This window comes from Streptomyces rimosus (assembly GCF_008704655.1).
Taxonomy (GTDB): domain Bacteria; phylum Actinomycetota; class Actinomycetes; order Streptomycetales; family Streptomycetaceae; genus Streptomyces; species Streptomyces rimosus.
In genome coordinates, this window is record NZ_CP023688.1 from 6,097,360 (window position 1) to 6,118,342 (window position 20,983).

General features: G+C 70.4%; 18 protein-coding genes. 10 read left to right on the plus strand and 8 right to left on the minus strand.

Annotation, left to right across the window (positions count from 1 at the left end; all coding sequences use genetic code 11):
- Window positions 1-89 precede the first annotated feature (89 nt).
- Both CP984_RS26385 and CP984_RS26390 read left to right on the plus strand, forming a co-directional pair.
- Window positions 90-2,945 (plus strand): alpha/beta fold hydrolase, encoded by a 2,856-nt coding sequence (locus tag CP984_RS26385; RefSeq protein WP_003980115.1) that lies wholly within the window; start codon window positions 90-92, stop codon window positions 2,943-2,945.
- A 38-nt stretch (window positions 2,946-2,983) separates the two neighbouring features.
- Complete coding sequence (locus tag CP984_RS26390; RefSeq protein ID WP_030183025.1) at window positions 2,984-3,862, plus strand: ABC transporter permease; 879 nt, start codon at window positions 2,984-2,986, stop codon at window positions 3,860-3,862.
- Between the two features lie 23 nt (window positions 3,863-3,885).
- On the opposite strand, the gene CP984_RS26395 is transcribed toward CP984_RS26390, so the two are convergent.
- The gene (locus CP984_RS26395) at window positions 3,886-4,425 is read right to left on the minus strand and encodes a nuclear transport factor 2 family protein (protein ID WP_003980113.1); all 540 of its coding nucleotides are present in this window, start codon (window positions 4,423-4,425) and stop codon (window positions 3,886-3,888) included.
- A gap of 191 nt (window positions 4,426-4,616) precedes the next feature.
- On the opposite strand from CP984_RS26395, the gene CP984_RS26400 reads away from it, so the two are divergent.
- A complete protein-coding gene (locus tag CP984_RS26400) occupies window positions 4,617-5,105 on the plus strand; it encodes a hypothetical protein (protein WP_003980112.1) in 489 nt (162 codons plus the stop codon).
- Window positions 5,106-5,163: 58 nt separating this feature from the next.
- On the opposite strand, the gene CP984_RS26405 is transcribed toward CP984_RS26400, so the two are convergent.
- A complete protein-coding gene (locus CP984_RS26405) occupies window positions 5,164-6,186 on the minus strand; it encodes an alpha/beta hydrolase (RefSeq protein ID WP_003980111.1) in 1,023 nt (340 codons plus the stop codon).
- A gap of 354 nt (window positions 6,187-6,540) precedes the next feature.
- On the opposite strand from CP984_RS26405, the gene CP984_RS26410 reads away from it, so the two are divergent.
- The 6 genes from CP984_RS26410 (at window position 6,541) to CP984_RS26435 (ending at window position 12,867) form a co-directional block, all read left to right on the plus strand.
- Window positions 6,541-8,691, plus strand: a complete 2,151-nt coding sequence (locus tag CP984_RS26410; protein ID WP_003980110.1) for an FUSC family protein — start codon at window positions 6,541-6,543, stop codon at window positions 8,689-8,691.
- A gap of 202 nt (window positions 8,692-8,893) precedes the next feature.
- Window positions 8,894-9,973 carry a rod shape-determining protein gene (gene mreB, locus CP984_RS26415; RefSeq protein ID WP_003980109.1) on the plus strand — a complete coding sequence of 360 codons (1,080 nt, stop codon included), beginning with the start codon at window positions 8,894-8,896 and terminating at the stop codon, window positions 9,971-9,973.
- A 333-nt stretch (window positions 9,974-10,306) separates the two neighbouring features.
- The gene (locus tag CP984_RS42210) at window positions 10,307-10,786 is read left to right on the plus strand and encodes a DUF4288 domain-containing protein (protein ID WP_003980108.1); all 480 of its coding nucleotides are present in this window, start codon (window positions 10,307-10,309) and stop codon (window positions 10,784-10,786) included.
- A gap of 140 nt (window positions 10,787-10,926) precedes the next feature.
- Entirely contained in the window at window positions 10,927-11,133 is a 207-nt protein-coding gene (locus tag CP984_RS26425) for a hypothetical protein (protein ID WP_003980107.1), read from the plus strand.
- A gap of 208 nt (window positions 11,134-11,341) precedes the next feature.
- Entirely contained in the window at window positions 11,342-11,821 is a 480-nt protein-coding gene (locus CP984_RS26430) for a lytic polysaccharide monooxygenase (RefSeq protein WP_003980106.1), read from the plus strand.
- A gap of 245 nt (window positions 11,822-12,066) precedes the next feature.
- Entirely contained in the window at window positions 12,067-12,867 is an 801-nt protein-coding gene (locus tag CP984_RS26435; protein WP_003980105.1) for a GAF and ANTAR domain-containing protein, read from the plus strand.
- Between the two features lie 115 nt (window positions 12,868-12,982).
- Here the strand turns inward: CP984_RS26435 and CP984_RS26440 are convergent, their stop codons facing one another.
- The 5 genes from CP984_RS26440 to CP984_RS26460 form a co-directional block, all read right to left on the minus strand.
- On the minus strand, window positions 12,983-13,633 hold the full coding sequence (locus tag CP984_RS26440; protein WP_003980104.1) for a TniQ family protein: 651 nt from the start codon (window positions 13,631-13,633) through the stop codon (window positions 12,983-12,985).
- Window positions 13,630-14,685, minus strand: coding sequence for an ATP-binding protein (locus CP984_RS26445; RefSeq protein WP_003980103.1), 1,056 nt, complete (start codon window positions 14,683-14,685; stop codon window positions 13,630-13,632). The genes CP984_RS26440 and CP984_RS26445 overlap by 4 nt, the downstream gene beginning before the upstream one ends.
- Window positions 14,670-16,736, minus strand: coding sequence for a Mu transposase C-terminal domain-containing protein (locus CP984_RS26450; RefSeq protein WP_003980102.1), 2,067 nt, complete (start codon window positions 16,734-16,736; stop codon window positions 14,670-14,672). The genes CP984_RS26445 and CP984_RS26450 overlap by 16 nt, the downstream gene beginning before the upstream one ends.
- The gene (locus CP984_RS26455) at window positions 16,736-17,485 is read right to left on the minus strand and encodes a TnsA-like heteromeric transposase endonuclease subunit (RefSeq protein WP_003980101.1); all 750 of its coding nucleotides are present in this window, start codon (window positions 17,483-17,485) and stop codon (window positions 16,736-16,738) included. Before CP984_RS26455 ends, CP984_RS26450 begins: the two co-directional genes overlap by 1 nt.
- 106 nt (window positions 17,486-17,591) lie before the next feature.
- Window positions 17,592-18,464, minus strand: a complete 873-nt coding sequence (locus CP984_RS26460; protein WP_003980100.1) for a TetR/AcrR family transcriptional regulator C-terminal domain-containing protein — start codon at window positions 18,462-18,464, stop codon at window positions 17,592-17,594.
- A 96-nt stretch (window positions 18,465-18,560) separates the two neighbouring features.
- On the opposite strand from CP984_RS26460, the gene CP984_RS26465 reads away from it, so the two are divergent.
- Window positions 18,561-19,871: an FAD-dependent monooxygenase gene (locus tag CP984_RS26465; RefSeq protein WP_003980099.1), complete on the plus strand. Its 1,311-nt coding sequence runs from the start codon at window positions 18,561-18,563 to the stop codon at window positions 19,869-19,871.
- A gap of 371 nt (window positions 19,872-20,242) precedes the next feature.
- On the opposite strand, the gene CP984_RS26470 is transcribed toward CP984_RS26465, so the two are convergent.
- Window positions 20,243-20,656: a hypothetical protein gene (locus tag CP984_RS26470; RefSeq protein WP_003980098.1), complete on the minus strand. Its 414-nt coding sequence runs from the start codon at window positions 20,654-20,656 to the stop codon at window positions 20,243-20,245.
- Between the last annotated feature and the right edge of the window lie 327 nt (window positions 20,657-20,983).

The following is a 20,983-nucleotide window of genomic DNA, read 5'->3' on the forward strand; positions in this document are numbered from 1 at the left end:
TGCGGCGGCGCCCGTACTGCCCAGGGAGGTGCGCGGGTTCGCCCCGGCGGCCCGGTGGTCCGCCGGACGGCGTCCTTAGGATTCACCGTATGACTTTCCGACTCCGCGGACGGCGGCTGTACGCGACGGTGGCCGTGCTGGCCGTGCTCGCCGGGTCAGGCACGTGGGCGGCGGTCGCCGCGGACGATCCGCCCGCCGTGCACCGGGAGGACCGGGCGTTCACCATGCCCGAGAGCGCCGACGGCGGGTCCGGGGGCGAGAAGGCGGCCGCCGGCGACTCGGTCCGGATCGACGCGTCTTTCTTCACCGCGGGCGGAACCGGCCCCCGGCCCGCCGTCCTCCTGGGGCACGGTTTCGGTGGCAGCAAGGAATCCGTACGCGAGCAGGCCGAGCAGCTGGCCCGCGACGGGTACGCCGTACTGACCTGGTCGGCGCGCGGCTTCGGCACATCGACCGGGAAGATCGGGCTCAACGACCCGGACCGCGAGGTGTCCGACGTGCGCCGGCTGATCGACTGGCTGGCCACGCGGCCCGAAGTACGGCTCGACGGCAAGGGCGACCCGCGGGTCGGTGTCGCCGGAGCCTCGTACGGTGGCGCGATCGCGCTGCTGGCGGCCGGCTACGACAAGCGGGTGGACGCGATCGCCCCGCAGATCACGTACTGGAACCTGGCCGACGCGCTGTTCCCCAACGGCGTCTTCAAGAAGCTGTGGGCCGGCATGTTCTTCTCCACCGGGTCGGTCGGTGCGGTTGGCGCCGACGGTGGCTCCGGGAGCGGCGCCGCCGGCGGTGGCGGTACGCAGGAGGGGACCGGCGGCAGTGGGGCGGGCACCGGCGGCAGCGGGAGGTCCGCGTCCGGCGGCGAGGCGGGCGAATCCGCCGAATCCACGGGGTCCGCTGCCCGGAACGCCGCCGACGGCTGCGGCCGGTTCGAGCCGCAGCTCTGCGAGATGTACGAGCGGATCGCCGTCTCCGGCAGGCCCGACGCCGCCGCCCGTGAACTCCTCGAAGCCCGCAGCCCCGTCGCCGTCGCGGACCGGATCAAGGTTCCGACGCTCATCATGCAGGGCAGAACCGATTCGCTGTTCCCACTCGGCCAAGCCGACGCCCTGTACAAGGCGCTCCGCAAGAACGGCGCTCCGGTATCCGTCGACTGGCTCGCGGGCGGACACGACGGCGGCGACCGGGAGTCCGGCCGCGTCGCGAACCGTACGAAGGCATGGTTCGACCACTACCTGAAGGGCGACGCGAACGCGGACACCGGGCCCGCCTTCCGTGTCAGCCGCGGCGGGGCCGTGGATTCCACCAACGGCGCCGCCCGGCTGCGCGGCGCGAGCGCCGACGGCTACCCGGGCCTGGCCAACGACCCCCGCCCGGTCCGCCTGACCGGCCGCGAACAGCGCTTCAGCAATCCGGCCGGGGCGAGCCCGCCGTCCATCTCCACGGTGCCCGGCGTCGGCGCCCTCAACAGCCTCTCCGGCATGGGCGCCGGATTCTCCCTCGACTCCCCGGGTCAGTACGCCGGTTTCCAGTCGCGGCCGCTCGCCGAACCGCTGCGCGTCACCGGCGCGCCGACGGCCCGCGTACGCCTCCGCGCCACCACCGACGAAGCGGTGATCTTCGCCAAGGTCTACGACATCGGGCCGAACGGCAACAGCCGCCCGGTGCTGCCCGCCGGACTCGCCGAGCCGTACCGCATCACCGGCGCCAAGGCGGGCAAGAGCGTCGAACTGCGGCTGCCCGCCATCGACCACGAATTCGCGGCGGGGCACCGGCTGCGCCTGGTCCTCTCCTCGACGGACCTCGCGTACGCCTCGCCCGCCGAGCCCGCCACGTACACCGCCTCCCTGGACGGCGACGGCGTGCTGAACGTGCCGACCGCGCCCGAGGTGAAGAGCGCCGCGGCGCCGTTGCCCGCGTGGACCTGGGCGCTGCCCGTCGCCGGCGCGGTCATCGCCGTCCTCCTGCTGCTCGTCGGCAGGCGGCGGTTCGCGGCCCACGCCCCCGACCCGGACCTGGCGGACGTGCCGCTGCAGATCACCGGCCTGACCAAGCGGTACGCCAAGTCCGCCGACCGCTACGCCGTCCAGGACCTCTCCTTCCGCGTCGAGAAGGGCCAGGTGCTCGGCCTGCTCGGCCCGAACGGCGCGGGCAAGACCACCACCCTGCGCATGCTGATGGGCCTGATCGGGCCGGACGCCGGTGAGATCCGCGTGTTCGGGCACGCGATCCGGCCGGGCGCGCCGGTGCTGTCGCGGGTCGGCGCGTTCGTGGAGGGCGCCGGTTTCCTGCCGCATCTGTCGGGACGCGCCAACCTCGACCTGTACTGGCGGGCCACCGGCCGCCCGGCCGAGGACGCGCACGTCGAGGAGGCCCTGGAGATCGCCGGGCTGGGCGACGCGCTGGAGCGCGCCGTCCGCACGTACTCGCAGGGCATGCGGCAGCGCCTGGCCATCGCGCAGGCCATGCTCGGCCTGCCGGACCTGCTCATCCTGGACGAGCCGACCAACGGACTCGACCCGCCGCAGATCCGCGAGATGCGCGATGTGATGATCCGGTACGCGGCCGGCGGCCGTACCGTGATCGTCTCCAGCCATCTGCTGGCCGAAGTCGAACAGACCTGCACGCATCTGGTCGTCATGGACCGCGGCCGGCTCGTCCAGGCGGGTCCGGTCGCCGAGATCGTCGGCACCGGCGACACCCTGCTCGTCGGCGTCACGGACGGAACACCGCTGTCCGACGTCCTCCTGGAGAAGGTGGCCGCGCTGCCCGGGGTGGCCACCGCCGACCGGGCCGACGAGGGCCTGCTCGTCACGCTGGACGGCACGACGAGCGTCCCCGAGCTGCTGCCGGAACTGCTGCGGCTGGAGATCCCGGTCGCCCGCATCGGCCCGCACCGGCGCCTTGAGGACGCCTTCCTCACCATGATCGGAGGTGACCGGTGACGGCCGTCACCAAGCCCGGCACCGACGGGCAGTCCCCGCTGCCCGATGGCCCCGCGGGCGCGTCCGTACCCGGCGCGCCGCACGCCCCCGGCTACCGCCCGCACCGCACCCTGCCGCTGCGCGTTGAAGCGCTGCGCCAGCTCAAACGGCGCCGGACATTCGTCATCGCGGCGATTCTGGCGCTGCTGCCGTTCGTGCTGGTCGCGGCCTTCGCGATCGGCGGCGAACCGGGCGGCCGGAACAACCGCATCACGCTGATGGACACGGCCACCGTGTCCGGCGCCAATTTCACCGCGACCGTGCTGTTCGTCTCGGCGGGCTTCCTGCTGGTCGTGCCGGTGGCGCTGTTCTGCGGGGACACGGTCGCGTCGGAGGCGAGCTGGTCCTCGCTGCGGTACCTGCTGGCGGCGCCGGTTCCGCGCACCCGGCTGCTGTTGAGCAAGCTCACCGTCGCGCTGCTCTTCAGCGCGGCGGCGATGGTGCTGCTGCCGCTGGTCGCGCTCGCCGTCGGCACGGCCGCGTACGGGTGGGGGCCGCTGCAACTGCCCACCGGCGGCGCGCTGGCGGCGGGCGACGCGCTGCCCCGCCTCGCCCTGGCCGTCGCGTACATCTTCGTCAGCCAGCTGGTCACCGCGGCGCTCGCCTTCTGGCTGTCGACGGTAACGGACGCGCCGCTGGGCGCGGTCGGCGGCGCGGTCGGCCTGACCATCGTCGGCAATGTGCTCGACCAGGTCACCGCCCTGGACCAGTGGCGCGACTTCCTCCCGGCGCACTGGCAGTTCGCGTGGGCCGACGCCCTACAGCCCCAGCTGGACGCCACGGGCATGATCCAGGGAGCGGCGGTGTCGGTGGCGTATGCGCTGGTGCTGTTCGCGCTGGCGTTCCGCGGGTTCGGGCGGAAGGACATCGTGTCGTAGGAAGGGGAGGGGCGGAGTGCTGGTCAGGCCGGGTGACCGGTCCCCGGGCCGCAGGGCTCCGCCCCCGCCTCACGGCCGCAGACTTCCCTGACCGCGTCCTGCCCACAGGTCTCCGCCACCGCCGCCGGGTCCCAGTAGAACGGCCGGACTTCGCGGATACGGCCGTCCCGTACGGTCATCAGCTGCACGATCGTGGTCGTCAGCACGCGCCCCGTGGCGCGGGCCGTGAACCGTACCCGGCTGGTGACGACGACCTCTTCCCCGTCCACCAGCTGCCGCTGCTCCAGGAATTCCATCGACCGCCAGAGCCTGCCCATCACGGCCATGAACCGCTCCATGCCCGCCGGGCCGCGCCATGCGCCGGCGTACGGCAGGCCGGGGGACTGGTGGAGGACGACGTCCGGGGCCAGGCAGGCGGCGAGGGCGGAGAAATCCGCCCGGCCGGGGCCGCCCGCCGCGACGTACGCCCGCTCCGCCTCGTAGAACCGCTCCAGTACGGCGCGGGTACGGGCGCTGTCGTCTTCGTACGCGTACGGGGGTGTGCTCGCGGCGCGCTGTGTCATGGCGCCAGCCAAGCGCCCGCGGCCGTCAGGTACCGGCGGAAATCCGCCGTCGCGCTCGCGGGCGGCAGGGCCGTTGGGCCACTCGGGTGGCGTGTGCGGTGCCACGCAACCATGGGGCGGCCCCGGTTGTCTCAGTCGGTGAAGACCGGCAATGCGCACAAAGAACAGAAGTCGGAAGTCGAGGACATCTCATGCTCCGTCACGCTTCGCGCACCACCGCCACCGTCGTTGCCACCGCGACCGCCGTCGCTCTCGGCCTGACCTTGACCGCCGCGTCCGCCGTTCCGGCTGCCGCCGCCACCCAGAGCACCTCCATACAGCCGTCCAGCGCGGACCTGCGTACCGATCCGAACGGCCGCTACACCGCCGAGGAGATCCGCCGCTTCCTGGTCTCCTTCTACGGAAAGCACGGCCCGAGCGCCTGGCAGCGCGAGCACCAGGTCTCCGCCGAGCTCAAGAAGAAGGCCGCCGAGACACCCGACTACGACCTGCTGCTGTGTGCCCAGAACACGCCGCGCAACATCACCGTCGGCAAGGTCACCACCGCGCAGTCCGCAAGGGTCGGCTGGGCGACGATCACCACGTACTGGAGCGGCAACCGCAAGCAGAACTTCACCGCGTACGTGGACCTGGACGCCACGCGGCCCATCGAATTGCTGGACGTCTCCTGCTCGGTGTGAGGCGCGGGACGAGGAGGAGGGGACTCGATGCGGTGGGCGGCTCGGGGGAGAGGCAGGGTTACTCCGCCGGCCCCTGCATGTGCGCGCTGACCCACTGCATCGTGCCTTCGCCCATGCCCTTCACATAGGTGTCGGCGCCGTGCATGCCGCCGGCCACCATCTGCAGCCGCGTTTTGACCGGGCCGCGGCCGTACCGTGCGATGAATTTCTTGACCTTCGGCACGATCGTCGACTCCTTGGTGCCGTCCTGGAAGGCGAGGTAGACCTCGGGCCCGCCCTTGTTGATCAGGCGCTGGGCCAGGACCTCGGGGTTGTTCTCCCGCTCCTCCTTGGCGTGCCCGCGCCACAGCGGCGAGTCGGGGACGATGTCGGGACCGCTCGGTATCGCTGCTTTGAAGGTCCCCGGGTGCTGAAGAACATTCTTCAGCGCGGCGAAACCGCCGGACGACGAACCCATGATCGCCCAGCCGTCGCGGCCCTTGAGCGTACGGAAGTTCTGCCGGACGAAGTCGGGCACGTCCTCGTTCAGCCAGGTGCCCATCTTCGGCTGGCCGGGGATGTCGCTGGCGTCGTAGTACTGCTTGGCGTTGGGATTGAGCACCGGCATCACGACGATGAAGGGCAGGCTCTTGCCCTCCTTCGACCACTGCGCGATGTTCTCCTCCAGCTTGAGATCGCCGCCTATCCAGTAGTTGACGGGGTAGCCCTCGGCGCCGGGCAGCGCCATCAGGACCGGGAACCCCTTGTCCGCGTTCTTCTTCTCGTAGTACTCCGGCGGCGCCCACACCCACACCTTGCCGGTGAACCCGGACTTCGGGCCGTGATACGTGGCCACGCCGATCGGGGTGCCGTCGCCGGCGCCGCCGACCTTGCGCTGCTCCTTGAAGCTGATGGGGTGGGTGGGCATCTGGGCGAGCGTTCCCTTGCCCGGGTGCGTGGCGCCGTCCGAGCCGGGGCCCGTCGCGTTGCCGAAACGCACCGGCCCGTCCTTGTCGGAGCCGCCCGAGCCGCAGCCGGCGGTGGCGGCGAGGGCGGCCAGGGTGGTCACTACGACCACGGGGGTGAGCAGGGCTTTGCGCACGGGACCTTCTCCTTGCTGAGCGGGCCGGGGGTATCCGGCTGGTGAGCAAGAGGGTGCGGCCGGGTCCGGGGTTTCCCGTCGCGGCAGGTTGCGTTGCCCGCGAAAACCCGTCCGTACCGGCCGATCCGCCGCTGACCTGGGCGGTTTACCCGCAGCGGAAACGGGCTTTACGGTGATTTTCACGGCGAATCACTGTGGGCGAGGCGGCGGCGTACGACGCGGAGCAGCCCATGCCTGCCCGCGAACGGGCCGGGTTAAAGCGCGGGATCCGGCCCGGGACACGGCCCGCGACCCGCCAGGGAACCGGCGCCGATCATTCCGGTTCACCGTCCCCGAATCCGTATTCTCGGACACATGACCTGGTCGCGAGCGCTGATGAAGACCGCCCGCTCCGGGCTGACCATCGAAAAGGCCAAGCTCACCCCGCTCATCGCGATCCGCGGCTCGGTCGGTGTCGCCATCGTCATCGGGCTGTGCCTCTACCTCGGCAGCCCCGCCCTCGCGGTCTCGTCGGCCTTCGGCGCGTTCGCCGCCGGCATCGCCACCTTCCAGCGCAGCTGGCGCCCGCGCCCCGTGCTGGCCCTCGCCGTCGCGGGCGGCCTCTCGGTCTCCACCTTCCTCGGCTACCTGGCCGCCGCGCACATCGTCGGCTTCCTGGTCCTGCTCTCCCTGTGGACCTTCCTGGCGGGCCTGGCCTGGTCGGTCGGGCCGGTCTCCGGGCTGGTCGGCACGCAGACCGTCTCGGTCATGCTCGTCACCGTCACACTGCCGACCTCCATCCTCGGGGCGCTGGAACACGCGGCGCTCATCGCGTTCGGCGGACTCGTCCAGGCCGCGCTCATCGTGCTCTTCCCCGTACGGCCCTGGGGCGCGCAGCGCGACGCGCTCGCCGACGCGCTGGCCGCGGAGGCGGACTACGCACGACGGCTGCGGCACGACCCGGTCGCCCCCTTCGACCCGCAGCCGCTGATGGACGCGCGCCTCGCCTCCGCGGTGACCCCGCGTCAGGCCAAGCGCCGGCCGGTCCAGCTGCACGGTCCGCGGGCGCTGGCCGAACAGGTCAGGCCGGTCCTGGCCTCGCTCGCCGACCCGGTCGTCGGCGCCCCCGTAGAGGGCCCCGAACGGGACCGGGCGCGGGAACTGCTCGGCGCGGCCGGCACCGTACTGGACGCCGTCGCGACCGCCATCCGGCGCGGCAAGCCCGTACGGCTGCCGCCCGAGGCGATGGCGACCCTCGAAATGCCGCAGGACGGCGACGGGCCGCGGCTGACCGGCGCCGCCCGCCGCTCCGCGCTGCGGCTGATCTCGCTGCTCGCCGACGCCGTCGAATTCACCGACGAACCCGTCCAGGCCACCCGGCCCACCACCGAGGCGGAACGCGGGCACCTGCTGCGCCCGAGCGTGCCGAAGCTGGTGCCGGTGGCGCTGCGCTCCGTACGCCGTGAGCTGCGCTGGTCCTCCCGTTTCTTGCGGCACGCGCTGCGGGTCAGCGCGGTGGCCGCCGCCGGCTACCTCATCGGCCAGGCGCTGCCCTTCGGGCACGGCTACTGGGCGCCGCTCGCCTCGGTGATGGTGATGCGGCCCGATTTCGGGCAGACGTACGCGCGCGGCGTCGCCCGCTTCATCGGCACCCTGGTCGGCGTCGCGGTGGGCGGCACGATCATGGGCCTCACCCACCCGAACCTGTACGTGAGCGCGGCGCTGGCCGTCGTGTGCGTCCTGGCGATGTACCTGCTGATGCGTACGGGAGTGTCGGTGACCTCGGCGTGCGTCGCCGCCTACGTCGTCTTCCTGCTCGGCATCGCGGGCGCCGGCTGGGAGCAGACCGTCCAGGAACGCGTCGTCCTCACCCTCGTCGGCGGACTCCTGGCGATGCTGTCGTACGCGATCTTCCCCGCCTGGGAGACGCCACGGCTGCGCGAACGGCTGGCCCAGTGGCTGGAGGCGAACGGCCGGTACGCCATCGCCGTGTTCGACAGTTACGCGCGGCCCGCCGAGCGCCGCCCCCGCCAGGTGCGCGAAGCCCTCCTGGACGCCCGCGCGGCCCGCGCCGCCTGGGAGGAGAGCGAATCCCGCGCGGAGAAGGAACCGGTCCGCCACCGAGGGCTGTCGCTGAGCGCGGCGGCGGCCGCGCAGTCCGCGCTGTCCACGATGGGCCGGGTGACGATGATTCTGGAGGCCCACCTCCCCGACAAGGAGGCGGAGCCTTCACCGGGCGCACACGCCTTCACGGAGGCACTGCGCGAGTCGCTGCCGCGCGCGGTCGAGGCCGTACGGGAGCGGAGGAGCCTGGACTGGAGCGCGCTGCGCTCCGTATGGGAAGAATGGGAGGCCCGGTCCGAAACGCGCGGGGTCGCGCTGCGCGGCGCCGAACTGCTGCTGGACGCGCTGGACGACCTGGCCGAGGCGCTGTCGCGGGGGCCGGGCGGCAAGAATCGCGCGGCGCGGGGGACCTCCACCGCGGCCTCCCGGTCCGTACGGCTCCCGTCGTCCCCGCCGAGCTGAAACGTGCCACCCGGAACCGTTCGGCGGCGCCTGTAGTCTTGATAATTGCCCGCAAATGGCGCCATTGGCGAGCTTGACGAGCCCGGTGGGTCTCCCGTGCCACCTGCTCCGCGAGCCACGCGTGCCGCCCGGGGGCGCGATGTTCGGGGGCGCCGCCTGCGGGGCCCTGTCGTCCAGTCGAGAGAGAGCAAGCGAACCTCCCATGGCGTCCAGCACTTCGTCCGGTACGTACGACATAGGCATCGACCTGGGCACGGCCAACACCCTGGTCTACTCACGCGGCAAGGGCGTCGTCCTGAACGAGCCGTCCGTCGTCGCCGTCAACGCGTCCGGTGAGGTGATCGCCGTCGGGACGGAGGCCAAGCGCACCATCGGCCGTACGCCGTCCGGCATCACCGCGATGCGTCCCCTCCAGGAAGGCGTGATCGCCGACTTCGACGCTGCCGAGCAGATGCTGCGCGCCCTGATGAAGAAGGCGCTGCCCACCCGCCGCTTCTCCAGGCCGCGCGTCGTGATCTGCGTGCCCTCCGGCATCACCGGCGTCGAACGGCGGGCCGTCATCGACTCGGCGCGCAGCGCCGGCGCCCGCGAGGTGCACCTGATCGAGGAGCCGATGGCGGCGGCGATCGGGGCCGGGTTGCCGGTCGCCGAGCCGGTCGGCTGCATGGTGGTGGACATCGGCGGCGGGACGACCGAGGTGGCCGTCGTCTCGCTGGGCGGCATCGTCACCGCCCAGTCGGTACGGGTCGCGGGCGACGCGCTGGACGCGGCGATCATGTCGTACGTCAAGAAGAAGCACTCCCTGGCGATCGGCGAGCGCACCGCCGAAGACATCAAGATCGCGATCGGCTCCGCGGCCTGGACTCCGGTCGACGTGGACGAGGAGGGCGAGCCCGAGCGCCGCACGTCCTACACCGTGCGCGGCCGCGACCACGTCAGCGGCCTGCCGCGCATCCAGGAGATCACCGAGGAGGAGATCCGCTCCGCGCTCGCCGAACCGGTGGACGCCATCGTCCAGGCCGTGCACCGCACCCTCGACGAGTGCCCGCCCGAGCTCTCCGGCGACATCATCGAGCACGGCATCGCGCTCACCGGCGGCGGCGCACTCCTGCGCGGCCTGAGCCAGCGGCTGCGCCAGGAGACGGGCGTACCGGTGGTGGTCGCCGACGACCCGCTGGACTGCGTGGTCAACGGCACGGGGCGGTGCGTGGACGAATTCGCTTCGCTGCAGGGACTGTTGGCGGGGGCGATGGAGCAGCCGCGGAAGGCTGTGCGGCTTTGAGGGGAAGGTGCGTGCGTACGGGAGCTGTCCCTGTATAGGTGGCTCTCGGTGAGCGGCGCGGGCGTGGCGCCTTCCCGTCCGTAGGCCGCCGGACGCGTCGACGTGCGGTAACCCCCGGAACGGGTGAAGATGATTGCGCCGGCTGCGAGGCCGGTCGCGGTGCGTAACCTTCGCCCTGGAAGGAACGGTCATGCCGAACGGGATGGCGTTTTCGATCGGTAGGGGGCCGGGTTTGCTCGCCGTAGCGGGGGCGGCGGGGTGCCCGGCTGTCCGTGGCGTGACCTGGCCCGCAAGGGTGTCCACACCCGCGTCCGGCAGCGGAAGCTGACTCCGATGCTGCATCCCAAGGTCCTCCAACCGGCCGAACGGGTGCGGACGGAGTCCGTACCGCCGCGCCGCTGGGCCGTCGCGCACGGCCGGTCGGCGGCAGAGGAGACGGAGTGTGTTTTGGCGACCGACGCCGAACGGGAAGGCGGCCCGGTCAGGGGGCTACGGCCGCACATCGCGGTCGTACTGATGGAGTCGCCGAGCACGGGTGGCAGTGATCCGCTGTACGAGGAGAGCGTGGTCCTCGTATACGCGACGGACGAGGCGGACGCCCGGAAGCGGGCCGAGCGCAGAGCCCGTTCCCGGGAGACCAGTTACCTCAATGACCGGGGCGAAACGGTGTCCTGGAGCCTGAAGCGCGTGGTGGACGTGAGCGCGGCACTCGATGAGGACCTGACGCAGGACGCCGATCTGTATGCGCGGCACTTTCGTGACTATGGCGCTTATGAGCGCTTTGAGCCGCTGTTGTCTGGTGAGGAGCTTTGAGGGGGGCGGGGCGGTGAGGCGGTGGGGCGGTGCTTGAGTTGCGGTGTTGCCGCCCTTTCAGTGGGGCGCCGTCGTTGTGTCGGCGAGCTGCTCGGCGTCGTTGTCCTATGACAACGCAGATTGAGCAGTGCCATCGAAGTTTGAGTGGTTCAGATCACTCACCTGGTGGCGGCCACGAGATCCGCGACGAGGGCGTCGCCCGGCTCTCCCCGCTCAAGGACCGCAACCTCAACGTGCTCGGCCGCTACAGCTTCACCGCCCAGGTTCCGGCAGGCGGGGCCTTGAGGCCGCTGCGCGCCCCGGAGGCACCCGGGCTCGACGAGGACGACGACGGCACCGAGGACTGACCGTGATCGGTCGGGCCAGGATGATCGGGGTGTGTTCGCTGGGTGCGGGCGTGGAGTGGGTACCGCATCTGTCACGTAGAGGCCGGATTGACCGGAAAAGACGGACTGTGGGCGGTTCTTGTTCGCTCGGCAGCCCCTCGTCAGGGTGGTCCGAGAACTGTCGGGAATGGCGAGCAGGGAACAGGGGTAGACAGGGGCGACCTATCTCATGACCCAGCAGGAGAGCCTGTGTCCGGATACATCACTGTCCCTCCCAGCCGCCAGGCCCGGGCGGCTGGGTGAAATCCCCGGTGTCGGAGACGTCCAGTACGAGCCGCAGAGCGTCGAAGGCCCCAAGGGTTCCTTTCTCCCCAACGGGGACGGCGCCCGCTTTCCCGAGCTGAACGATGACAGCCTGTTCGCGGATCATTTTTTCACGGTTCCGGCGGGTGTCCCCGAAATCGGTTTCACATGGACGCTCACGGCACCCCGCCGCACTTTGACGTGGGACTACGTCATGATCACGGCCGACAACACCGTGCTCGCCACGTTCGACAGCCACAACACGACCCCGCCGTACGTTGTGGAGCACATCGTTCCCCTTGGCGGGTTCACCGGCCGTCACACCGTCCTCGGGGTGTGGAACATCGGGGACACTCCGCACGCCTACTACTCGGCCGTCGACCTCCTCATCGAGCCAGGTGACTGAGCCGTAAGAACCTGCTTGTGAGGCCGACATGCCAAGTGAGCCGGGCAGTCGGCCTGTATGCGGGTGGCCGTGCCCGGTGAGGTGGCGCCCGGAGGCATGACGTGGAAGGTGCCGTGTGGCTGGTTCGCGCTCCTGGAGGGGAGTAGTTTGGCGGTAGGTCAGCGCCTCGGCGGGTGGTATTCCACCCAGCCCCCGTAGCGTGCTTCCGGCCCCGGTTGCTGGCACCGTCCCGACCGGAGGCCGTCATGACCAGTTCGCCTTTTCCCCCGCCGGATGATCCGTCTTCGTCGAACGGGCCGCCCCGGCTGCCGCGTGAGGCGCGGATCACCGCCGCGCTGATCGACCTGGCCGACACCCTGGTCGACGACTTCGACCCCGCCGAGTTCCTCTACCGCGTCGCCGAACACTGCATGGACCTGCTCGACATCGGCGACGCCGGTGTCATGCTCGCCGTGCCCGGCGGGCCGCTGCGCCTGGTCGCCGCCTCCTCCGAACGCGTGCGCCTGGTCGAACTCTTCGAACTCGACGCCGCCGAAGGCCCCTGCTGCACCGCTTTCGACAAGGCCGTCCCCGTCGACCACACCTTCACCGCGTCACCTTCACCGCGCTGGCCACGCTTCAGTGCCCGCGCCCACCGCGCCGGCTACACCTCCGTGCACGCCACCCCGATCCGGCTGCGCCGCGACACCCTCGGCGTGCTGAACCTCTTCCGCCGCACGCCCGGCCCGCTGCTGGAAGCCGACCGGCACCTGGCCCGGGCCCTGGCGGACGCCACCGCCATCTCCCTGCTCCAGCAGACCACCCTCGACGAGCATCGCACCGTCCGCGCCCAGCTCGAAAAGGCCCTGGACACCCGCACCGTCATCGAACAGGCCAAAGGTTTTCTGACCGCCCGCCACGAAACCGACCCCGACACCGCCTTCCACCGCCTGCGCGCCCACGCCCGCCACCACCACCTGCGCCTGGTCGACCTCGCCCGCGACATCGTCGACGGCACCACCACCCTGCCGCCCCCGGACACCGACAAGGCCCCCACCCTGCCCTGAATCCTGGGTGCCGGCATGGCTGCTCACGCGGCCTGGACGAGTTCGGCGGGCCGCGGTGCCGCTGCGGTGGGGTAGCAGTGGGTGTCCTGTGCCACCGAAGTTCGAGTGGCCTGGGTCACTGATCCATTCGGGCTGTTCTCCGTTCCAGGTCGAGTAGCCGAAAGCGTTGTTGGAGGGAGGAGACGGGGACCCAGGTGTCCTGGTTGTCGAAGAGGTCGTGCCATGCCTGATAAGCCGTCTTGCCCTGTTCGTGGTAACCAACGAGCTGGGAGTAGAGGCGCTCAGAGAGCGTTGACCTTGCAGAGGTCCGCTCGGGGAAGTGGGGGCTGAGGATTCTCCTGATGAGCCAGCGTGGCAGCCCCCACTTGTCCGCGATCTGCCGCAGAGTGCCCTTGTTCCTGCGGGCGTCTTCCTTGATCTGTCCCACGATGTTGAACCCGTGGCTGCGGGCCTTGCTGGAAGCGGTTTGTTCGATGCGAATAGTGGCCTTGGTGTGGATATACACCCGAGTGGGACGGGCCGGAGCGGTGTCCGCCAGCGTGTTCTTCAGAACGTCCGTGGTGCGTCCGCTCAGGGTGGCCAGCCTGTCCAGCTTCACCCTGCCGGTCTTGGTGTTCGACGGCATGGTGAGGATGCTGAGCAGGTAGCTGGGCTTGAGGTGGTTGGCGCGGGCGAGACGCTGAACGTAGTGGATGGTGGTCTCGCCGAGCCGGGGGCGGACGTTGATCGGCAGCGGGGCAAGCGGTCTGTTCGAGTGGTGATTCACCGGCGGACCTTGATGGGGCTGTGGGCCAGGGACTGCGCGGAGTGGTCCAGCGGGATGGCCGCGAGAGAGTCTTTGGTGATGGCTTCGCTGCCGGTGAGGATGGCGTCGATCGCGGCTCCGCGGATCGCGTGGGACAGGGCACCGATCATGCCGCCGGTCCGGTCGTGCAGGTAGCGGTCCAGGCGGGCGAGAGTGCCGGGCGTGTGGTGGTGCAGGAGAAGGGTGCTTTCCAGCGTGGCGATCAGGCCCTGCCATTCCGTGTTGTAGGGGAACGGGGTGGTGGGGATGAGCGTGAACCGGCCGGCGATCTGCTGGCCGCGGGTCCCGGACAGCAGGTTGGAGTTTTCGATGTCGATGCCCGCGTAGATGAACGTCGCCGGGATCCGCTCCGAGAAGTACTTCAGGGTGTCGGCGACTTCGGCCCCCGTGCGGCTGGTGAGGGAGACGTTGTGGAGTTCGTCGACCAGGACCAGTCCGGTACGGGTGTCGGTGCAGACGCCGACGACGGCCTCGATGATGTCGGTGATGTTGGAACTGCGGCGGACCGGCAGCCCGAGGAAGCGGGCGAACTCGGCCGCGACCATGCGGGCGGTCGCGGCAGGCGGGACGGTGATGTAAACGACCGGGATGCGGTCGGTGGCGTGCGGGTGGCGGGCCTGGTCGAGAAGTTCGTGGGCCCGGCCGAGCTGGGTGATGGCGATGGTCTTGCCGGTGCCGGCGGGGCCGGACACGATCAGGCCGCGGCGGGCGCTGATCGCATGCTTGTTGAGCAGGACCAGCCGGCGGCCGCAGGTGACGGTGTGGCGGACTGCGGAAGTGGCGACCACCCGCAGCCGGGCATGATGGTCGAGCCGATTCTCGTCGTAGATCTGCCGCTCCAGCGGTTCCAGCCGTTCGTACTTCTCCGCGCTCAGCAGCGCGGGCGGTGCGGGCGCGTCAGCGGTGAAGCGGCGCCATCCCTGCCGAGTGGTCAGCTGGAACCCGGCCTGATCGTCCGCCGTGTTCACGGCGGCGTCGGCTATGTGGCCGGCAGAGGTCACGAGCGTCTCCATGGATCTTCGAGTGGATTGAACAGTCCCAGCGGGATCACTTCGGCCAGCGGCTCGGTGTCCTCGCCGGGCGCCTGCGGGACGGCGGGCTCGGGCTCGGCCGGGGCCGCGGGGAGAGGAGCGGCGGGCCCGGCGGCGCGGGTGCGGGCGGTGACCCGCTTGTCGCGAGCGGTCCGCTTCGGTTTCGCCTGCTGGCCGGGGCCGGCATGGGCCTTGGCCAGCAGGGCGGCGACCGCGTTGGCGATCTCGGCCTCGGTCGCCTCGGGCAGGCCCTGGGAGGCGTGGTCCCAGGCCAGTTCACCGAAGGGGACCGGAACGCGGTGCAGATGCTTCCAGGTGGCCTCGATCCAGCCGCTGCCCGCGTGATGGTCGCGTACCCAGATCCGGGAGACGTCGTAGGGATCGTGGTGGACCTCCCACAGCCCCTTCTTCTCCTTGATGCCGGAGTGCTGGCGGCGCAGGCCGGCCAGGGCCGGGCTGTCGTAGGTGCGGCGCTTGATTGTGACGCCGTAGTCGTTGACCGCCCGCCAAAGCGAGGGCAGCAGTTCGACGTAGTCGTCGCCGCTGAGCGCGACCGGGACGTAGCCGCAGGCTTCGACCAGTGCGGCGTACTTCTCGTTGGGCGTGAACGACCGGCCCGGGCTGACTGGGTCCCGCAGCCCGTCGTGCGGGCGGTTCTGCCAGTGGGCAACGATCCACTCGTCCAGGAGTTCCTGCAGTTCCAGCAGGGACCACAGAGGCTGCTGTTCCAAGTGCCGACCGCGATGCTCGGTCGTATTGCCGGTGAAGCCGGGCAGGAACTGGGTGAACAGGGTGCCCACGGAGGCGAGCGTTTTCTCGATCGTGCCCTTCTCGAAGGGCGAGCCCTTATGCGCGGGCTGGAGATCGATCTGAAGGAAGCGGCAGGACGCGAGGAAGTTGCGGGACATGAACGCCTTGCCGTGGTCACAGACGATCATTTCGGGGACGATCACCGGCCGGGCAGCGGCGTGCTCCAGGCGCTCGTCCAGGGGCAGCAGCCGCCGGTGCGGCAGCACCGAGCGGGACATCCGCAGGGCGTCGACCCAGCCCGGCCGCATCAGTTCCGGGGTGACCGTGCGAGCCAGCAGCACACTGGCGTCGACCGCCTTCGTCGTGGGCCGCAGCACCGCCGCGGTCACCGTCCTGGTCGCGACGTCGACCATGCCGGTCAGCTCGACGGTGCCGGCCACTCCGTCGTCCAGGCGAACCAGCACGTCCAGCGGGGTGGAGTCGATCTGCATCACCTCGCCCGGCGCGAACGCGGGCAACTCGCCGAACGGAGCGGTCGCCCCATGAGCCCGTGATCTGCGGGTTTTCGCCGAGCCGGTGGTGTGGGTGCCAGTGGTGAGCTTGTCCAGCAGCCGGTAAAGCGTGCGGCGTGAGGGCAGCTTCGTCTCCTGGCCGGATTCATCGGCTTTGAGGATCTGCTCGGTCCGCCAGAGCAGGAAGGTGCCGGTGCGGGTCGAGGCGTCGGTGGCCTCGCTGATCGCCTGGCGCATCGCGTCCACCACCGCGTCGTCCACCGCGCCGTACCGTGGCGTCCTGCGGACCGGCCGGTGATCGGCCAGACCGATGACCCCGTCCTTTTCGTAGCGGCGCCGGTAGTTTGCAACGGTGCCCGCGGTCACCTTGTGCCCCTCCCCGGTGAGTTCGGCAGCTTTCGCACGCTCGCGTGCGGTCAGCGAACGCGACGGGGCGTACTGAGGCTTCGGCTCCGTGCCCGCATCCGCGTCCGGAGGCAGGCCATGCAGGACCTCCAGGATGTGGCCCTCCCACCACAGGGCCTTCTCCAGCACCGCTTGCGGCAGCGTCTCCAGCAGGGACACCGGCGGCAGCGGCCTCCGTCCCGAGCTGTCCACGACCTCGAACTGACCGTCGGCGAACAGCACAGCCGGCGGAACAGCCCGCGGTGTGCCGCCCAGGTCCGACAGCGTCACCGACCGGCCCGAAACCGCCAGGACCAGACGGACCTGTCCGTCGAACCGCACCCGTTCCCCGACCGCCAGGCCCTCCGGCCGCTTGAGCCGTCCCATCACTGCCCCCTTGCCGTGTGGACCACGGAGTCGGAACCCAACAGCCGCGAGATCATGTCCGTCACCAGGGCGCCGGACCACAGCAGATGGAACAGCACCGGCAAGACCACCAGCGGATCACCCGCCACCGCGGCCCCGGAACGCAACGGCTGCGGCTCGCTGAAGACCTCCAGCAGCCGACCGGCGACGTCCTGGCGCAGGCACCGCCGTCGGCGATAGCGCGACAGCCACCGCATGTTCGCCATCGGCACCGGATCCGCGACCCCGGCCCGGACAAACTCCCAGCCCACCGCCCGGCAGGCCCGCTCCGTTGCCGCGAACGCCTCCGCCGCCGCCTCATCGACACGATCGGCGGCCCTGACATCCACCACCCGGCCCTGCCCGTTCGCAAGGCGTACGAAGTAGTCAGGAGCGTGCCGGCGCCGCCGGCCGTCGTGCCAGTGCAGCCAGAACGGCTGCGACGCGATCCCCGTCACCTGCGGATCGGCATCCAGGAGGATCAGCCGGTCCCGCTCCAGCCACGACTCGTAGCCGATGTGCTCACCCGTGGTCGCGCAGAAGTACCAACCCGCAAAGCTCCTCCCGCCCTGGGGCCAGCGGAACGGACGCACCGGCGCCGCCCGCTCGAAACGGACGCCCCAGCAAGCCGCAAGCGACCGCCTGACCCGTACACCATCCTCCAAGAACCCCAGGTCAAACGCCCCAAGGTCTGGATCTGCGTACGCGTCCGCAAGCTCCCCCACCGCCACCCCTGATCACCAGCACCCCATGCCGATCAAACTTCGATGGCACGAACTTACTGATGATCAACCTTCGGTGGCAAAGATCAAACTTCGGTGACACGGGACAGTCGTCTCAGGGAGTGCCGGACACTGATCCGGGCTCGGCCTCGGGGCGCTGCGCCGCTCGACGGGTCATGAAACTCTCCAGGCCGTCGAAGATCCGCTCCAGGCCGAATTCGAGTGCCTGGTCGTGGGAGTCGTCGGCCGCTGCCGACGCGACGGCGGCGGTGAGTGCGGGGTAGCGGTCGGAACGGCCGGCGAGGAGTTCGTTCAGCGCCGCGCTCATGACCTGCTCGGGGCTCTTTGTCCGCGTACTGCCCACGCCCATGGACGCGGCGACCTGGGCCAGGGTGCGGATGTGGCCGTTGATCACGACCACGGCGTCCAGCTTCTCGGCCCCGTCCAGGCCGGTGTCGGCGAGAGCGGCGAGTGCGCTCTCCACCCAGCCGAGCTCGTTGGGGCCCATGACGCGGGAGCCCATCATCGCCGGCAGCAGCCAGGGGTGGCGGTGGAGGACGGCGGACAGGCTGTCGGCCCATTCGCGCAGCGCGGGCCGCCAGTCCGAGTCGGTGCGCAGGGCGGGCGGCTCGCCCATCGCGGTGTCGATCATGAGGGCGACCAGCTCGGTCTTGCCCGGGACGTAGCGGTAGAGGGACATCTTGGTGAAGTTCAGTTCGCCCGCGATCCGCTGCATGGAGACGGCCGCGAGCCCGCCCGCGTCGGCGAGCGCGATCGCCGTCCGCGTGATCCGGTCCAGGCTCAGCGCGGGCTTGGGGCCGCGGCTCGGCCGCCCGCGACCGCCCCACAGCAACTCGATGCTTCCCGCCTGCTCGGCGAACACATCGGCCGCCACCTCCGGGACCTGCCCGGACCGCCCACTGCTCTCCTCGGCGTCCCGGCTCTTCCGGCTCTTTTGGATCTTCTTGCTCGTCCCGTCTTCGCCCACCTCCGCATCCTAAAACTGTGTCCGGGGTATACAAAACAGTGTCCGGCGGATACAGTTTTTTATGTCGCAGTGACGACTCAACGTGGGGAGCGTGTGATGGCGTACGAAACGACGTGCACGGTCGGCGGACCGACCGTGCTGATCTCGGGGGCTAGCGTCGCCGGCCCGGCCGTGGCGTACTGGCTCAGGCGCTACGGGTACCGCCCGACCGTGATCGAGATGGCCCCGGCGCTGCGCGGCGGTGGATTCGCGGTCGACTTCCGCGGCGGTGCGAGTCTGACGGTGCTGGAGCGGATGGGGGTGCTGGACGAGATCCGGCGGCATCGCACCGGCGGCAGCCCGATGAGCTTTATTGACGAGCGCGAACGTGAAATTGCCGCGCTACCACCGGAGTTCGCCGGAGGAGAAGTGGAGCTCCTCCGCTCCGACCTCTCTCACATCCTTTATGAGCACAGCTTGTACGGTCACGGTCACGGCCGCGCTGACGGGCCGGAGGACCGTGCTACCGAACCGCTCCCGGAGAAGGGAGGCGAAGCGGGTGCGCCGCTTGTCGAATACGTCTTCGGCGATTCCATAGCTTCCCTGACCGAGATGGCGGACGGTGTGCACGTCACCTTCGAACGGGAAGCCCCGCGCACATTCGACCTCGTGATCGGCGCGGACGGCCTGCACTCCACCGTGCGGCGGCTCGCCTTTGGTCCGGAGGAAGAGTTCGTCAGCCACCTCGGCTACTACATAGCGGGCTGGGACCTACCGGCCGAGAGCAGAGATTTCGGATCCCGGCCCGTGGGCTACAACGAGCCCGGCCGGTTCATCAGCGCGGGCCGTACGGCCAGGCGGGCGGACGAGCCGGGATATGCGGGCGAGACGTTCTGCGTCTTCGCCTCGGATGAGCTGACCTACGACCGACGGGACACGGAAAGACAGAAGAAGCTGATAGCCCGGGCGTACGAGGGAGGCGGCTGGCGGACGGAGGAATTGGCGCAGACGGTATGGGGCGCTGACGGGCTCTATTTCGACTCCATCAGCCGGGTGGATGTTCCACGCTGGTCCACGGGCCGAATAGCCCTGCTCGGCGATGCGGCGTACGGCGCCACCGTCGGGGGCATGGGCACCGGGTCGGCCGTCGTGGGTGCGTACGTCCTCGCGGGCGAACTGGCGGCGGCCGGCGGTGACCACGGCCGGGCGTTCGCGCGCTACGAGGAACTGCTGCGGCCTTTCGTCACACAGTGCCAGGAGGGCGGCCGCCGAGCCGGCGAATTCCTGGCCCCACCTACCCAGGAGGCCATCGACGCCCGCAACGCCCTGCTGAACGATCCGCAGGCCGTAGCCGCGATGCTCCAAGAGGGCGAGGACATATCCGCAGCCGTTGAGCTGCGCACATATGGGGCCGACGAGCGGGGGTGAGGGGGAGGGGGCGGGGGGGAGGCCCCCCGGAAGGCCCCGCCCAGAGGTGCAACCCCCGCCCGCCCCACCCCTGCGGCCTCCCGGCCCGGACCAACTCGCTCGGCATACGCGGCCGCCTGCAAGCGCCACCACTCGCCTGCCCCCCCACGCCACCGCTCGCCCCCCGGCCCACCCTCCGGGCGCCTCCGATCGACCGGTTAACGCAATGGCTCCATAAGCGAGTCCCGAAGTTTGAGACAGGGGGCGGGGGACTTCCCGTTGTTGTCGTTGAAGTAAGTCGACGCCAGGAGGGCGACGGCTTCGGGCGGGCGCTGCACCAGGGTGCAGCCGGCGGACTGAGCACGCAGGAGCTGCACGAGAACAGCGACCGTCTACGGAGCCTCGTCGGCCAGTCCGGCCAGTCCGCTCAATCCGGCCAATCCAGCCGGTCCAGCCAGCCCGGCCGGTTCAGCCGGTTCAGCCCGAGCCTCCAGAGTCCGCCTCGCCTCGGTCCACAGACAGTCGAACTCTTCCGCCGTCAGTTCGGCCGCGTGGGGCTGGTCCTGCCAGCCGTCCAGAGAGCCCTCGGCCAGGACTCCGTATCGGTGCTCGTAGCGGAGCATTGCTGGGACATCTGCGTGGTCACGCAGGTGCAGCACCTCGTCCAGGGAGGCAGCCGTCACGGGGTGGGCGTCCTTTCCGCGGATTTCGATATGGCGGGCTGCCCAGCCCTCCTCGTCCGTCTCGAAGTACAGCCACAGGTCTTCGTCCTCGTAGTACATGCGGAACCGGGTCGGGGGTGTCATGCCCTCATCATCACCCGCGCACCCCGTCGAGACGCCTCATCCAAGCCCGCCAAGGGGCGCCCTCAAGGCGAGCCTCCTCGCGCGGCACCTGTACGTACATGCGGAGGCGGCGTTCTTCGCTCATCGGCCGGTCCGCTTGGCCAGGTCCGTACGCGTCGCCGACAGAGGGCGAACAAAGGACCAACGCCCCTGGCGGAGCGCCCCGATCCGCCCGCTACTGACGAGTCATGACCTGGCGTCAGTCCTTGATCAAAGGCGGTTATGCTACTACCGGCCCAGTGTATGAAGGCAGTTACCGCAGGTCACTCTGTGGCGGCGCCATACGGG

Bases quoted from the DNA above. Each gene is read 5' to 3' on its own strand.
- CP984_RS26385 (WP_003980115.1), top strand. From the start codon at position 90: ATGACTTTCCGACTCCGCGGACGGCGGCTGTACGCGACGGTGGCCGTG.
- CP984_RS26395 (WP_003980113.1), bottom strand. From the start codon at position 4,425: ATGACACAGCGCGCCGCGAGCACACCCCCGTACGCGTACGAAGACGAC.
- CP984_RS26400 (WP_003980112.1), top strand. From the start codon at position 4,617: ATGCTCCGTCACGCTTCGCGCACCACCGCCACCGTCGTTGCCACCGCG.
- CP984_RS26410 (WP_003980110.1), top strand. From the start codon at position 6,541: ATGACCTGGTCGCGAGCGCTGATGAAGACCGCCCGCTCCGGGCTGACC.
- mreB (WP_003980109.1), top strand. From the start codon at position 8,894: ATGGCGTCCAGCACTTCGTCCGGTACGTACGACATAGGCATCGACCTG.
- CP984_RS42210 (WP_003980108.1), top strand. From the start codon at position 10,307: ATGCTGCATCCCAAGGTCCTCCAACCGGCCGAACGGGTGCGGACGGAG.
- CP984_RS26430 (WP_003980106.1), top strand. From the start codon at position 11,342: ATGACCCAGCAGGAGAGCCTGTGTCCGGATACATCACTGTCCCTCCCA.
- CP984_RS26435 (WP_003980105.1), top strand. From the start codon at position 12,067: ATGACCAGTTCGCCTTTTCCCCCGCCGGATGATCCGTCTTCGTCGAAC.
- CP984_RS26445 (WP_003980103.1), bottom strand. From the start codon at position 14,685: ATGGAGACGCTCGTGACCTCTGCCGGCCACATAGCCGACGCCGCCGTG.
- CP984_RS26450 (WP_003980102.1), bottom strand. From the start codon at position 16,736: ATGGGACGGCTCAAGCGGCCGGAGGGCCTGGCGGTCGGGGAACGGGTG.
- CP984_RS26465 (WP_003980099.1), top strand. From the start codon at position 18,561: ATGGCGTACGAAACGACGTGCACGGTCGGCGGACCGACCGTGCTGATC.
- CP984_RS26470 (WP_003980098.1), bottom strand. From the start codon at position 20,656: ATGACACCCCCGACCCGGTTCCGCATGTACTACGAGGACGAAGACCTG.